The organism is Sphingorhabdus sp. (genome assembly GCF_023910635.1).
Classification (GTDB): domain Bacteria; phylum Pseudomonadota; class Alphaproteobacteria; order Sphingomonadales; family Sphingomonadaceae; genus Sphingorhabdus_B.
Window position 1 is genome coordinate 85,629 of the sequence record NZ_JAAVVZ010000010.1, and the last position, 14,944, is coordinate 100,572.

Here is a 14,944-nt window from a genome sequence, read left to right on the forward strand (position 1 = left end):
TCCAAATGCATTTGAGCGCAAAAGTAGGACGGTTAGGCGCATCGTTTGGAGATTTAATTTTATGCGCCGACGGGAAGATTGACGTCGAATTTTTACATGCATGATGGTAGAGCTTGTTCTGACGCTGCCTTGTGCGGCACAATATCCGTCAGTTGGGGCAATTTCATGGGTTTCGGCGCGGGCATCCGCAAATTGCAGTGCATAATCGCGCTTTTTTTGATGAGTGCCCTGCCGGGCATGGCTGGAGCACACGTGTCGGGGCAGGCGCAGCAGCCTGCGCCTATCCAGCAAGGTCAACAGCCTGAAGTCGTTCCGGCGGATGCGGCTTTGTCCACGCCACCAGCGCAAACGCAATCAGTCGCTGCGCCACCTTCGGCAACACCACCCACAGTCCAACCCCCGATTGCAACGCCCGCACCAAAGCCGCGCAAAAAAGGACCGGTTGACGCGCTCAAGCCTGGAGAGTTCATCTGGGTGAAGCAGGATGTGTATGAAGGACCGATGAAAATCGTCATCGTGCTCGATACGCAGCGGATTTATGTGTTTCAGAATGACCAGCTCATTGGTTTCAGCACGATTTCGTCGGGAAAAAAGGGCAAGGAAACGCCGACGGGTATTTTCAACATTCTGCAGAAAAATGTGGATCACAAATCCAATCTCTACAGCAACGCACCGATGCCATTTATGCAGCGCCTGACATGGGATGGTATTGCCGTCCACGGGGGCGATTTGCCGGGATATCCAGCGTCGCATGGTTGCATCCGGTTGCCAATTGTGTTTGCTAAGGCGTTGTTCGGCGTCACGCAAATGGGGCAAGAGGTGGTCGTTCTTCAAGATACGTCAACGCCCGTCAAGCGGCCAGAGCCAGAGCCGACCACAGATACTGAGGTTGGGTCAGCCGATGCTATCGCTGACCCTGCGCTGCCCCCGCCGGTACTAGCGCCAAAGCCAGCAGACGCATTTCCGCCTGAGCCATCCGTTTAACTGGCTATATTTCTTACCGCAGTCGTAACTTCCCCGATTGACGTTTACGCTAACGTAAACTAGTGACGTTAGGGCAACCAAGAGGGAAGGCGCTATGGAATCTGTAACGCGCGACGAAAGGCGGACCGATGCGACCATCGACACGCCCGACGCATATAATCGGGATTCGTTTACGATATCCGACCTATCAATCGAATTTGAGGTAACTGCGCGGGCATTGCGCTTTTATGAGGATCAGGGCCTGATTGCGCCGGAACGTATGGGCTTGGCGCGCATTTATTCAAAGCGCGACCGGGCGCGGTTGGCGTGGATATTACGGGCAAAGCGCGTCGGGTTTAGCCTCGCTGAAATCCGCGAGATGATCGATCTGTATGACCTCAATGACGGCCGCAATATTCAGCGCCGCGTGACAATTGAGAAATGCCGCGACCGGATCAACCTGTTGAAGGCCCAGCGCGACGATATCGAAAGCGCAATTAACGAGCTGACCGAATTTGTTTCAACGGTGGAACAGGTCGAAGCGGCGGAAAAATCTGCTGCGGCCTAAGGCCATTTCACTGCTATTTTAAGGACCGAAAATGCCAAGCTATACCGCCCCCGTTCGCGATACGCAGTTCATCCTCAACGAAGTTTTGGGTGTCGAGCGTTACGCCAATCTGCCCGGGTTTGAAAACGCCAGCGCTGACATGATTGATGCGATCCTGACCGAAGGCGCAAAGTTTGTGGAAAACGTGCTTTTCCCTTTGAACCAAGTTGGGGACTTGCAGGGCTGCACACGCCATGAGGATGGCAGCGTGACCACCCCCGACGGTTTCAAAGAAGCCTATAAGCTTTATTGCGAAGGCGGCTGGGGCACATTGTCTGGCCCATTGGAGTTTGGCGGGCAGGGCATGCCGCACATCGTCTCCATGGCCTTTGAGGAGCTTATGGCGAGTTCCAACATGGCGTTTGCGATGTACCCCGGTCTGACGCAAGGCGCTGTGTCCGCGATTTTGGTCAAAGGCAGTGAGGAGCAGAAGGCCAAATATGCCCCGAACATGATTTCGGGCAAATGGGGCGGGACAATGAACCTGACCGAGCCGCATTGCGGAACAGACCTTGGCCTTATTCGGACCAAGGCAGAACCCAATGGAGATGGCAGCTTTGCCATTTCCGGGACCAAGATTTTCATCTCGTCGGGTGAGCATGATTTGACCGAGAACATCATTCATTTGGTGCTCGCAAAAACACCAGGCGCACCGGACAGCGTGAAAGGCATATCTTTGTTCATCGTGCCCAAGTTCCTTGTGAATGACGACGGATCGCTTGGCGCACGCAATGCTTTGTCCTGTGGTTCGATTGAACATAAAATGGGTATTCACGGCAACGCCACCTGCGTCATGAATTATGATGGTGCCACCGGCTATTTGGTGGGCGAAGAGCATAAGGGCCTTGCGGCAATGTTTATCATGATGAACATCGCGCGGCTTGGCGTGGGGCAGCAGGGTTTGGGCGTTGCAGAAGTCGCCTACCAAAATGCCGTTCATTATGCGCAAGACCGCCGTCAGGGCCGCGCGCTGACTGGCCCGCAGGATATGGACCAAAAGGCGGACACGCTGTTCGTGCATCCGGACGTGCGCCGTATGCTGATGGATGCAAAGTCGTTTACTGAGGGCATGCGTGCCTTGTGCCTATGGGGCGCGTTGCAGGCCGATTTGCTGCACCATGCGCAAACCGAAGAAGAACGGCAGATGGCCGACGACCTTTTGTCTTTGCTGACTCCCGTTATCAAGGGTTATGGCACGGACAAGGGCTATGAAGTCGCAACCAATGCGCAGCAGGTATATGGCGGCCATGGCTACATCGCCGAATGGGGCATGGAGCAATATGTGCGCGATGCCCGTATCGCGATGATTTACGAAGGCACGAATGGCGTTCAAGCCATGGATCTTGTCGGCCGGAAACTCGCGCAAAACGGTGGTCGCGCCATTCAGGCGCTTTTCAAGATTGTGGATGAGGAATGCGCTGCTGCGAAGGATGGGCCGCTGGCGGATCTGGCCGGTCGTCTTGAAAAGGCCAATGGCGATTTGAAGGCGTCAACGATGTGGTTCATGCAAAATGGCATGGCCAATCCGAACAATATCGGCGCGGGCGCGCATCATTATATGCACATCATGGGCATCGCAGCGCTTGGCCTGCAATGGCTGCGTATGGCGCAAAGCGCACAGAAGGCATTGGATGCAGGCACAGGAAACGCGGCATTCTACCAAACCAAGCTGGTGACAGCGCGTTATTTTGCGGAGCGTCATATGCCGGATTGCGGCGCGCTTCGTCGTAAGATTGAGGCGGGCAGCGAAGCGATCATGGCGCTTACCCCGGAAATGTTCGCAGCGGCGTGATCGCGGCTTTCAATGCTATCTAACAAAATGCCGGGAACATGAGTCCCGGCATTTTTGGTTTACTCGACCGGTAAGAAATCCGGGACCGATAGATAGCGTTCACCAGTATCATAGTTGAAACCAAGTACGCGGCTTCCCGCGCGTAGGTCTGGCAGTTTCTGCGCAATTGCGGCCAGTGTCGCGCCCGATGAAATGCCTACCAGCATGCCCTCTTCGCGTGCGGCGCGGCGCGCGGTTTCTTTGGCGTTTTCGGGATCAACCTGAATTACCCCATCAAGCAAAGCCGTGTGTAAATTGGCGGGAATGAAGCCAGCGCCAATCCCTTGGATCGCATGTGGACCCGGTTGGCCGCCGCTGATGACAGGTGACAGCGTTGGTTCAACCGCAAAAACTTTCAGATTTGGCCACGCCTTTTTCAGAACCTGAGCGCAACCTGTTATATGCCCACCTGTGCCGACGCCGGTGATCATCACATCAATAGGGGACTCGGCAAAATCTTCCAATATCTCCAGCGCCGTTGTGCGCACATGGACGTCGATATTGGCGGGATTTTCGAATTGCTGTGGCATCCATGAATTCGTGGTTTGTGATACCAGTTCAAGCGCGCGTTCAATCGCGCCCTTCATACCCTTTTCACGCGGGGTGAGGTCAAAAGACGCGCCATAGGCCAGCATCAAGCGGCGACGCTCCAGCGACATGGATTCGGGCATGACGAGGATGAGCTTATAGCCCTTGACCGCCGCCACCATGGCAAGACCAACGCCGGTGTTGCCAGAGGTCGGTTCAATGATTGTGCCGCCGGGTTTAAGGCTACCGTCTTTTTCGGCTGCTTCTATCATGGCCAAGCCAATGCGGTCCTTAATCGACCCACCGGGGTTCGACCGTTCCGATTTAATCCAGACCTCTGCATTCGGGAACATCCGTCCCATGCGAATATGCGGGCTATTGCCAATGGTTTCGAGGATCGATTGTGCTTTCATGGACTTTTTCCTCTATATTGTGGTTCGAAACTGCGGGCGTTTTTAAGCTCGGGGAATAACCCCGCCCAAATTGCAGTAACGAATATGGCACCAGCGCCACCAAATACAACTGCGCCGACGGGGCCAAGCACCGCTGCGGCCAAACCGGATTGCAATTCGCCCAATTCGTTTGATGCGGAAATGGCAAGGCCGGACACCGAACTCACACGTCCGCGCATGTCGTCCGGTGTGTTGAGCTGAACCAGGGATGAGCGCACATAAACGGACAGCATATCCGAAGCGCCAAGCACAACTAGCATAACCAACGCCACCGCCATGCCAGCGCCCATATCAAGGAAACCAATTTCAGCACCGCCAAACACGCGCGCCCCTATTTCATGGCTCAGGCCGAAACCAATGGTCGCAATGCCGAATATGACCACAGCCCAAAGCATTTTTGCGCCAACATTATGGCGCAGCGGACGGAAGGTGAGCATGAGTGCCACCACTGACGCGCCCACAGCAGGTGCCGCACGCAATTGGCCAAGCCCGTCCGGTCCCACCATCAATATGTCGCGTGCATAGACGGGCAGCATGGCCGTTGCGCCCGCCAGCAACACCGCAAACAGGTCAAGCGTTATGGCACCCAATAAGAAGCGTTCCGACCACGTATAACGCATGCCATCGACCATTTGCCGGATGGGGTGGATCTTTTTTTCCATCGGCGGCGGAAAGACTGGCCGCACAAAGCTGAGGCTGATGGTCGCCATCAACAAAAGCCCGGCCGAGGCAAAATATGGCAGTGACGGATTTGCGGCGAACATCAAGCCGCCGGCCGCAGGGCCGAACACCGAACCGATTTGCCAAGCGATCGAGCTTAAGGCAATCGCGCGGGGCAATGATGCCGGCGGCACGATGTTGGGCGCAATCGCCGACATCGACGGCCCGACAAACACCCGTGCGACGCCGTGCAATGCTGCAAACAGGAAAAGGATGGGAAGGGTCAGTCCGTCAATGAAGGTGAACCAACCCAAAGCAAGCGCGACCATCATGTCGATGCTATTGGCGAGCCGCGCCACAGTCCGCCGTTCCCAGCGATCTGCGGCCCATCCCGCCACCGGCGTCAGCAGCGCCAGCGGCACAAACTGCACCAGCCCCAAAAGGCCAAGTTGCAATGAGGCCTCGCGAATGGACATGCCATAATCGCTGCGCGCGATGTCATAGGCCTGATAACCGATAACAACGACCATCCCCATCGTCGCAAGCACCGCCATAAACCGCGCCATCCAGTAAAAGCGGAAGTCCGCAATTTTAAGCGGGTGGATTTCAACGGGCGTGTCGGACATATTCTGTGCGCCTATCGGCTTATGTTTCCAAGCGCAATACGCGCGATTTTAACAGCCCCATCATGAGGTCCCGGTGGAAGCAGTTCAGCCTAGGCTGACAAAACTGTCCATCACGCGTTTACGGCCGGCTTGTTCAAAATCGATCTCAAGCTTGTTGCCCTCAATAAACGCAATCGCGCCATAGCCGAATTTTTCGTGGAAAACGCGAAGGCCAATGCTGAGGTCACTTCGGCCCTTATTACCCAGGCTGACGGCGCTGCGCGTGTTTTCGGCTATGCGCTGAGGACGCGGGTTGAAACCGCCCGAGGTGGCGGCGCGTTGCCAGCCTGGACCACGCGCATTGCTTCGCCCCTGATTAGCGACGGCCAGATGCGCAAACGGGTCGGATTGTTCGCTCCAATTCGCCCGCCACAAGGATGCACCGCCGGTCATCGTCTGCTCTGCCTCAATGTGGTCGAGCGGCAATTCTTCAATGAAACGGCTGGGGATGCTGCTGGTCCACTGGCCATAAATTCGCCGATTTGCGGCATGGATGATGGTGCATTTGCGCTTGGCGCGGGTGATCGCGACATAAGCCAGGCGGCGTTCTTCCTCTAACGAGGCAAGGCCACCTTCATCCAACGCGCGTTGCGATGGGAAAATACCTTCTTCCCATCCCACCAGAAAGACATTGTCATATTCAAGGCCCTTGGCGGCATGAATGGTCATGATGGTGACGCTTGCGCCTGTGTCGCCGCGATCATTGTCCATGACGAGGCTGACATGCTCCAAAAACTCCCCTAAAGTTTCATATTCTTCCATCGCACGGGCCAGTTCGCTCAGGTTTTCAAGGCGGCCAGATGCCTCAACGCTGCGTTCGGCTTGCAAGGCGGTGGTGTAACCACTTTCATCCAATATCAGCCGTGTCAGATTGGCAGGCGACATCGTCGCAGCCGCGTCCCGCCAGCGGGCAATGTCAACCACAAGGTCCGCGAGTGACTTTCGTGCCTTGCCAGTCAGCTCGTCGGTTCCCACCAAACGCGCGGCGGCAACGGACAAAGGCGCACGTTCTGCGCGGGCCACGATATGGATTTTCTCAACCGCCTTGTCGCCAATGCCGCGCTTGGGCACGTTGACGATCCGTTCAAAGGCAAGGTCGTCGGCGGGCTGATTGACGATTCGTAAATAGGCGATGGCATCACGAATTTCGGCACGTTCATAGAAACGAAAACCACCGACTATCCGATAGTTGACGCCGATTTGTATGAAGCGGTCTTCAAATTCGCGCGTCTGGTGCTGCGCGCGGACGAGGATGGCGATGCTGTCGAGGCTTTCGCCCTTATACTGTATTGCCTCAATTTCCTCACCGACGCGGCGCGCCTCTTCGGGGCCGTCCCATACGCCGATGATCCGAACCTTTTCGCCATCGTCCAACTCGGTCCACAAGGTCTTGCCAAGCCGTGCGCTGTTGGCATCAATCAGGCCTGATGCAGCGGCAAGAATATGCGGCGTGCTGCGGTAATTTTGCTCTAGCTTTATCGTCTTTGCGCCGGGAAAATCCTTTTCAAAGCGCAGAATATTGGCAACCTCGGCCCCGCGCCATGAATAGATGCTTTGGTCATCATCACCGACGCAGCAGATATTTTTGCGCTTCTGCGCGAGTAATCGCAGCCAGAGATACTGGACGGCGTTTGTATCCTGATATTCGTCGACGAGGATATATTTGAACTGCGCCTGATATTTTTCGAGGATGTCGCGGTTGTTCTTCAACAGGTTCAGGCCATGCAACAACAAATCACCAAAGTCGCAGGCGTTCAATGCCAGCAACCGCGCCTGATATAGCGCATACATATGTTGCCCCTTGCCATTGGCAAAAGCCTCATTGTCGGCGGCATTCAAATCAGCAGGGGATTTGCCCGCATTCTTCCATTTGTCGAGCAAGCTCGCAAGTCCGCGCGCGGGGAAGCGCTTGTCGTCCAAATCCTCGGACTGGATAAGCTGCTTTAACAGCCGGAGTTGATCGTCAGTGTCGATGATCGTGAAGTTGCTTTGCAGTCCAATGACTTCGGCGTGGCGGCGAAGCAGCTTTGCGCCAATGCTATGGAAGGTGCCAAGCCACGGCATCCCCTCCACCGCGGACCCGACCATCGCTCCAACGCGCTCCCGCATTTCGCGTGCGGCCTTGTTGGTGAAGGTGACGGCAAGGATTTCCGACGGCCATGCTTGGCGCGTGTATAATATCTGCGCCATACGCGCAGTCAGCGCAGCCGTTTTGCCCGTGCCAGCGCCCGCCAGTAGGAGCACAGGTCCTTCGGTCGTTAGCACAGCCTCACGCTGCGGCGGGTTCAACCCGCGCAACCAAGGCGGTTCTGTTTCCGACGGATCGGGCTGGACCACAATTTCTGACATAGGCGAACAGTTAGGGAACGGAGCGATGAACCGCAAGCGCTGTTCGGTCACATGGCGGAACTATAATGCGCCGCAAGGGGCGCGCGCCGTTAACTGGCCGCAGGTCGTAACAGTGTAAGTTTTGCTTTGCCGACATTGCGGACGGTGTCGATCGTGAAACCCTTCACATCAACATCTTCTTTTATACTGGTTTCGACGCTGATCCAGGCAGATGGTGCGAACCAGCCAAAACGGACCAATTTATCCAACGCGACGGAACCGGCACCGCTCAAATAAGGCGGATCCATAAGGACAATATCCGCTGGCTTTATCGCGGTGCCGAGTGACAACACCGAGGATTTACGCACGTCGCTTTGGTCTTTTGCGCCAAGCCTGTTGATATTTGCCGCAAGTGCGTCGAGTGCTAGCGCGTCATGTTCAACAAAGGTGCAGTGTGCCGCGCCGCGCGACAAGGCCTCAAGCCCCAGCGCGCCAGACCCAGCAAACAGGTCAAGCACACGCAAATCTTCAAAAGACCCCAGCCGACTTGTCAGCATGGAGAATAATGTCTCCCGCGTGCGGTCTGCCGTCGGGCGGGTTGTATCGCCCTTTGGCGCTATCAGCGGGCGCGAGCGCCACTGGCCGGAAATGATCCGCATGTTTATGCCTCCCTATCGACTTGCGATGGGGAGGTGGCAGCCGGAGCGGAAGCTCCGGATGACGGAGGGGCGCTCTTCCTGCGCATTTCAAGGAAAATCACTTCAACGTCTTTCGAAATTCGATGAGGTCCACGCGGCGCACTTCGCCGACCGTGCCCGGCGCAAGCTCGCCCAGCACGAACGGGCCATAACGCGTCCGAATCAGGCGGCTGACTTCAAGCCCAAGATGTTCCAGCACCCGGCGGACTTCGCGATTCTTGCCTTCCGTCAACGTCATTTCGACCCAGCCATTGCGGCCCGTGCGGCGTTCCAGATTGGCGTCGATCTTGCCATATTTCACGCCCTCAATCTCGATACCGTGAATGAGCTCCTCAAGCTGTTCCTGACTGACATCACCAAAGCAACGGGCGCGGTAGGTGCGTTCAACGCCGGTCGATGGTAATTCCATCTGGCGTTTGAATTCGCCATCATTGGTCAGCAACAACAAGCCTTCGGTGTTGAGATCGAGCCGGCCAATCGGCATCAGACGCGGCAAGTCCTTCGGCAGAACGTCATAGATCGTCTTGCGCCCGCTAAAGTCGCGCTCAGCGGTTAGGCAGCCTTCGGGTTTGTGGAACATGTAAAGCTGCGTTGGCGCGGGTTGACCCACGGCCTTGCCATCCACAGCGACCCCGTGCAGCGATTTCAGCAAAGTTGCGGGCGTTTCCACCTTTTCATTGTTCAGCGTTACCCGGCCATCGGCAATCATGCGTTCGATTTCGCGCCGCGAGGCAACGCCAGCGCGCGCGAGCAGCTTTGCAATGCGCTCTTCACCATCCTTACGTTCCAAAGCGCCCTTGCTGGGGCCAGCATTTGGGTTGGGTTTACGCAACGGTTTGCTGTCCCAACGCAGACGCGGTGGCTTGGCGGGACGGGCAGGTGCTTTTGACGGGGGTTTAACCATTAAGCGCCTTTGACGCATATTGCTTTAAAAGTCACTGGCCATTCAGGAAAATGCCGTTAGTCATCGTCGCAATGCCGGGAAGGGAATGCCTGTGACGTCTATGAGCAAGAGTAAAAGCTGGTTGGATGCAGTAAAGCCATATCTCGAGAAGGAGGCAGTTATTGCGCTTCTGCTTGGGATTTCATCAGGTTTCCCATATGCAATGATCGGTGCAACGCTCACAACGCGCTTGGCGCAAGATGGTATCGACAAGAAAGCGGTAACGGCCTTCGCTCTGGCTTTCCTCGTCTACAATTTCAAATGGATGTGGGCTTGGATTGTTGATGGCGTTCACATTCCTTTGCTTGGGCGAATGGGACAACGCTTATCTTGGTTACTCTTGTCCGCAGCATTCGTTGCGATAGCTGTTTTCAATTTGGCCTTTGCCGACCCGAGTTCAAGCCTTTTGTTTGTGGCCTATTCAGCAGTTCTTGTCGGTTTTGCTGGTGCAACATTCGATATTGTAATCGACGCTTACCGTATTGAAATTCTGCGTCCGGACCAACAAGGTGTTGGCGCAGGGATGAGCCAGTATGGCTGGCGGCTTGGCTCGGCTGGAGCTGGCGCACTGGCACTGGTCGTTGCTGCAAGACTGGGCTGGGAAGCAGCTTATATCGTGTGCGCTGCGTTTGCCATCCCAGCCGTTATCGCCGTTTTGTGGGGCGGGGAGCCTGCGCGGCACCGTGAGGCTGTAGCGCGAAAGGCAATCAACATTGGTGAGTCGATAATTGGACCGTTTCGGGAATTTTTCAGCCGCCATGGCGCGTGGCTGGTCCTTCTTTTTATCCTGCTACATAAAATCGGCGACACCCTAGCGAACCTCACTCTTCGGTTGTTGCTAGAAGATTTAGGCTTTTCCAATGACGAAATCGCAATTTACGATGTCGGGTTTGGATTCTGGGCGTATCTTGTTGGCATCTTTGTCGGCGGTGTTTTGTATGCAAAGATGGGGTTAAAGCGGTCTGTGTTACTCAGCCTGTTTCTAATGATGATTTCTAACCTGAGCTTTGCGTTGTTGGCTAACGCTGGGCATAGCAACTGGGGTTTGGCAGCCACTATAGGTTTTGAAAACTTTGCGAGCGGCGTTGCGGGCACGGTTCTGGTCGCGTACTTCGCAGCTCTTTGTGACCTCAGGTTCACGGCGGCGCATTATGCGTTGATTTCGTCTGCTGCCAGCATTGTTGGCCGATTTTTAACCGGAACAACTGCCGGAGCGATGGTTGAGAGTATGGGCTTTTTTAACTTCTACATACTAACGATGTTTGCTGCTTTGCCGGGCATAATATTGTTCTGGATGATGATGCGAAGTGGGCTTGCTGACAGTTCCATTGGTTCGGCAGCAACTTTTGATGGCAAACCATCGAATGGTGTTGGATAGCATGCCCAACTGTCATCCCCGCGTTCGCGGGAATGACAAAGCTTAATCAGGGACCTGATCGTTCAAGCGTAACACTTCACCGGCCAGATATAGCGAGCCACAGATCAGGACATTGGCTGGCGCTTGCTGCCCCGCCAACCGCGCCAGCGCGGTTACAATGTCGCCTGCCGCCCCTGCGTCGGTGATGTGCAGTTTGGAACGCGCCACGTCGCACAGTTGGCTTGGCGTATGATGCGCATGCCCCGCTATTGGCACGGCAGTCAGCGTTTCGATCTTATGCGCAAATGGCGCGAGGAAGCCAAGCGCGTCCTTATTCTGCAACATGCCGATAATGACAATCACTGGCGCGCCGTTTTCGAGTGTTTTGGCAATCGCTGCCCCTGCGTCGGGATTATGCCCACCGTCCAGCCAGACATGCGAACCATAGGGCAATAATTCGGTCAGGGGGCCTGCCGCCAGTAATTGCATCCTTGCCGGCCAGCGTGTCCACTCCATCGCGGCGGACAATGCGGCTTCTGGAATGTGGATTGCCGTTTGATGCCGCAGCATCGCCACTGCCAAGGCCGCATTATCCGCCTGATGCGCGCCCGGCATGCGGGGCAGGGGCAGGTTCAACTTTCCAGCCGCGTCACGATAATGCAGACGGCCATCATATACCGCCGCGTCCCAGCCTTCGCCGCGCGCGTGCAAGTCTGCGTTGCGCAAGGACGCTTGCGCGGCAACGGTGTTTGCCATCGACGCGCTATATTTCTGCGTCACTAAAGGCGCGCCGGACTTGGCAATGCCCGCCTTTTCAAAAGCGATTCGGTCAAGCGGCGGCATGTCGGGTAGCCCTTCTTCTGCCGCCAACAAAAACGCCTCATGATCCAACCCCAGCGAGGATATGCCGCACGCTATGGGATTGGCCAGAACGTTGGTGGCGTCTAACCGTCCGCCAAGGCCAACCTCGATGATGCACGCATCGGCCTTCGTCCGCGCAAAGGCGCAAAAGGCAACGGCGGTGGTTACTTCAAAAAAGCTGGCCTCCAACCCTTCTGCATGGTCAAGAACGTCGGACAGGAGTGCGGACAGAGTAAAATCATCAATCAACCGCCCCGCGATGCGGATGCGCTCGTTAAAGCGCACCAGATGCGGGCTTGAATAGACATGTGTAGTGAGCCCTGCCGCTTCAATCGCGCCGCGCAGAAAGGCACAGGTCGAACCTTTGCCGTTGGTGCCGGAGACATGGAAGACGGGCGGGAGTTGATGATGCGGGTTGCCGAGCCGATCCAGCAAGGTGGCGATACGTCCAAGTCCCAATATGTCCTTGCCGGGCGACAGCATCGTCAGCCGGTCAAGCTGCGCCTGAACGGCAGGGTCAGTGGAGGTAGCGTGGTCAGGCATGGAGGGCCAAATAGCTTCCGAAAAACAATCCGTCACCCTGAACTTGTTTCAGGGTCCATTGCGCGGCAAAAACCGGCGGCCCATGCGTAGAAATAGACCCTGAAACAAGTTCAGGGTGACGGCGGGGTAGCATTACAACCCATTCTATCAAGCCGCCTTTTTCTCCGGCGCGAGATAGCCGATGAGCTGCGACAACACACCGCGCAGGTCGTGGCGGTGCGTGACCATGTCGATCATGCCATGCTCAAGCAAATATTCGGCCCGCTGGAAGCCTTCGGGTAGTTTTTCACGGATCGTCTGTTCAATCACGCGCTGTCCAGCAAAGCCAATCAAAGCACCCGGTTCAGCAATCTGAACGTCGCCCAGCATCGCATAAGACGCAGTTACGCCGCCGGTGGTTGGGTCAGTCAATACAACGATATAGGGCAGTCCTGCATCGTGCAGCATTTGTATCGCCACGGTCGAACGCGGCATTTGCATCAGGCTCAATATCCCCTCCTGCATTCGTGCTCCGCCCGCTGCAGTGAAAATGACATACGGGCACTTTGCTTTGATCGCGGCCTTTACCGCGTCAACAAATGCCTCGCCCACCGCCATGCCCATGGAACCGCCCATGAAGGCGAAATCCTGCACACTGACAACAACCGTCTGGCCGTCGATCTCGCCTTTGGCCGAAATCATCGCATCGGTCTCGCCAGTGGCAAGGCGCGCGGCCTTTATGCGGTCAGTATATTTCTTGGTATCTTTGAATTTCAACGGGTCTTCGCCGACGACGGGTGGGGGCAGCACATTGTAGCTGTCGTCATCGAACAGAGCTGCAAAGCGTGTCGCGGGACCAATGCGGCCATGATGGTCACATTTGGGGCAGACCGATTGATTTTCCTCAAATTCCTTAAGGAAGATCATCGCCTCACAACCCTTGCATTTGTGCCAAAGCGTTTCAGCGGTTTCACGCTTGGCGATGAAGGGAATGGCGTTACGGACGCGGGTGACCCAATTCATGAATTTTCCCCTGTAATTTTACCGTAGCCCTGAGCCTGTCGAAGGGAGCCTGTCGAAGGGCGCTGACCCGAGAGGCGTGCTTCGACAGGCTCAGCACTGCGGTTTTGTTATCATGCTCTTGCTGAAATGATAGCTTCTTTCAACGATGCCACATAATCGCGAATAGGGCCAGCGGCGTTCGCGCCGTGCTGGGCAACCAATTCGACAATTGCCGAGCCAACCACCACGCCATCGGCGACGCGTGCGATGTTGGCGGCTTGTTCAGGCGTGCGGACGCCAAAGCCCACGGCGATGGGCAGGTCTGTGTGGGCCTTAAGGTGCGCGACAGCTTCATCAATGCTTGTCTGTGCGGCGACTTGTAGGCCCGTGATGCCAGCGACGCTGACATAATATAGGAAACCCGACGCGCCATTCAGGACCGTGGGCAAACGTGCGGCGTCCGTTGTCGGTGTCGCCAAGCGGATCAGGTCAATGCCAGCATTGCGCAAAGCAGGGCCAAGCTCCGGGTCTTCCTCGGGCGGAATGTCGACGCAAATGACGCCGTCGACGCCCGCCTTGTTACATTCCGACGCAAACCAGTCTCCGCCACGGATCGTCATCGGGTTGGCATAGCCCATCAGCACCAAAGGCGTGTCGGGATGGCGTTTGCGAAAGGCCGCGGCGAGGGCGAAGATGTCTGCGGTGGTCGTGCCAGCGTTCAGGCTGCGGATATTCGCCTCCTGAATAACAGGGCCATCGGCCATTGGGTCAGTGAACGGCATGCCAAGTTCAATGACATCCGCCCCGCCCGCCACCAGCGCGTCGAGGTTGGCGGCAGTGTCACCATCGCCAGCGGTGATGAAGGTGACGAGCGCGGGGTGCGGTTTGGAGAATGCGGAGGAAAGGCGGGTCATAGCTTTTCAGGTTCCCGCAAAAGGAGGCGTGCTAATGCACCAATTGCGAAAGCGCCAAAGATGAATAGCCAATCTTCGGGAAGATCGTAAGTGTCCCCTCGGTACCAAGCTAGCGCCACACCTACACCAACAAATGAGCCAAAGAATATAAATATGGTCACAAATAAGCGCCGAAAGGGGTTCATATCGTCGTCCCCAAAGCCTCGGCAACAGTGAAGATATCCTTGTCACCACGCCCGCATAAGTTTGCCAATATAATCTGGTCACGGTCCATCTTCTTGGCTTCGCGCTCAACTGCTGCAATCGCGTGCGCTGGTTCTAGCGCGGGAATGATGCCTTCGGTGCGGCAGAGCAATTGGAAAGCGGCAAGGGCCTCCACATCGGTCACGCTGTCGTACCGCACGCGGCCAATTTCCTTGAGCCAGCTATGCTCCGGACCAATGCCGGGATAATCTAGGCCAGCGGAGATCGAATGCGCCTCGGCGATCTGGCCGTCTGCATCCTGCAGCAAATAGGTTTTGTTGCCGTGGAGGATACCGGGGCGACCGCCCGCCAAAGACGCGGCATGTTCCTTGTCGAGACCGTGACCTGCCGCTTCAATGCCGAGCATCGC

At 56.2% G+C, this 14,944-nt stretch carries 12 protein-coding genes and 1 pseudogene; 4 read left to right on the forward strand and 9 right to left on the reverse strand.

Going from position 1 to position 14,944, the window contains the following annotated elements:
* The first annotated feature begins 96 nt into the window (after positions 1–96).
* The 3 genes from HEQ34_RS08020 (at position 97) to HEQ34_RS08030 (ending at position 3,362) form a co-directional block, all read left to right on the forward strand.
* Positions 97–984, forward strand: coding sequence for a L,D-transpeptidase family protein (locus HEQ34_RS08020; RefSeq protein ID WP_366934851.1), 888 nt, complete (start codon positions 97–99; stop codon positions 982–984).
* A gap of 94 nt (positions 985–1,078) precedes the next feature.
* On the forward strand, positions 1,079–1,531 hold the full coding sequence (locus tag HEQ34_RS08025; RefSeq protein ID WP_296199484.1) for a MerR family DNA-binding transcriptional regulator: 453 nt from the start codon (positions 1,079–1,081) through the stop codon (positions 1,529–1,531).
* Between the two features lie 31 nt (positions 1,532–1,562).
* Positions 1,563–3,362 carry an acyl-CoA dehydrogenase C-terminal domain-containing protein gene (locus tag HEQ34_RS08030; RefSeq protein WP_296199486.1) on the forward strand — a complete coding sequence of 600 codons (1,800 nt, stop codon included), beginning with the start codon at positions 1,563–1,565 and terminating at the stop codon, positions 3,360–3,362.
* 59 nt (positions 3,363–3,421) lie between these two features.
* Here the strand turns inward: HEQ34_RS08030 and cysK are convergent, their stop codons facing one another.
* The 5 genes from cysK to HEQ34_RS08055 all read right to left on the reverse strand — a co-directional run bounded on the left by cysK (position 3,422) and on the right by HEQ34_RS08055 (position 9,636).
* Complete coding sequence (cysK, locus tag HEQ34_RS08035) at positions 3,422–4,342, reverse strand: cysteine synthase A (RefSeq protein ID WP_296199488.1); 921 nt, start codon at positions 4,340–4,342, stop codon at positions 3,422–3,424.
* A complete protein-coding gene (locus HEQ34_RS08040; RefSeq protein WP_296199489.1) occupies positions 4,339–5,667 on the reverse strand; it encodes an MFS transporter in 1,329 nt (442 codons plus the stop codon). Before HEQ34_RS08040 ends, cysK begins: the two co-directional genes overlap by 4 nt.
* A gap of 84 nt (positions 5,668–5,751) precedes the next feature.
* Positions 5,752–8,055: an ATP-dependent helicase gene (locus HEQ34_RS08045; protein WP_296199492.1), complete on the reverse strand. Its 2,304-nt coding sequence runs from the start codon at positions 8,053–8,055 to the stop codon at positions 5,752–5,754.
* An 89-nt stretch (positions 8,056–8,144) separates the two neighbouring features.
* Positions 8,145–8,693: a 16S rRNA (guanine(966)-N(2))-methyltransferase RsmD gene (gene rsmD / locus HEQ34_RS08050; protein WP_296199494.1), complete on the reverse strand. Its 549-nt coding sequence runs from the start codon at positions 8,691–8,693 to the stop codon at positions 8,145–8,147.
* 97 nt (positions 8,694–8,790) lie between these two features.
* Positions 8,791–9,636, reverse strand: a complete 846-nt coding sequence (locus HEQ34_RS08055; RefSeq protein WP_296199496.1) for a pseudouridine synthase — start codon at positions 9,634–9,636, stop codon at positions 8,791–8,793.
* Positions 9,637–9,727: 91 nt separating this feature from the next.
* On the opposite strand from HEQ34_RS08055, the gene HEQ34_RS08060 reads away from it, so the two are divergent.
* Positions 9,728–11,053, forward strand: a complete 1,326-nt coding sequence (locus HEQ34_RS08060) for an MFS transporter (RefSeq protein WP_296199498.1) — start codon at positions 9,728–9,730, stop codon at positions 11,051–11,053.
* Positions 11,054–11,095: 42 nt separating this feature from the next.
* Here HEQ34_RS08060 and HEQ34_RS08065 read toward each other — a convergent pair whose 3' ends face one another.
* The 4 genes and pseudogenes from HEQ34_RS08065 to HEQ34_RS08080 all read right to left on the reverse strand — a co-directional run.
* Complete coding sequence (locus tag HEQ34_RS08065; protein WP_296199500.1) at positions 11,096–12,436, reverse strand: folylpolyglutamate synthase/dihydrofolate synthase family protein; 1,341 nt, start codon at positions 12,434–12,436, stop codon at positions 11,096–11,098.
* 147 nt (positions 12,437–12,583) lie between these two features.
* Entirely contained in the window at positions 12,584–13,438 is an 855-nt protein-coding gene (gene accD / locus HEQ34_RS08070; RefSeq protein WP_296199502.1) for an acetyl-CoA carboxylase, carboxyltransferase subunit beta, read from the reverse strand.
* A 110-nt stretch (positions 13,439–13,548) separates the two neighbouring features.
* Positions 13,549–14,331 (reverse strand): tryptophan synthase subunit alpha, encoded by a 783-nt coding sequence (trpA, locus tag HEQ34_RS08075; protein WP_296199505.1) that lies wholly within the window; start codon positions 14,329–14,331, stop codon positions 13,549–13,551.
* A gap of 181 nt (positions 14,332–14,512) precedes the next feature.
* Positions 14,513–14,944, reverse strand: a pseudogene (locus tag HEQ34_RS08080) (tryptophan synthase subunit beta); the annotation flags it as partial.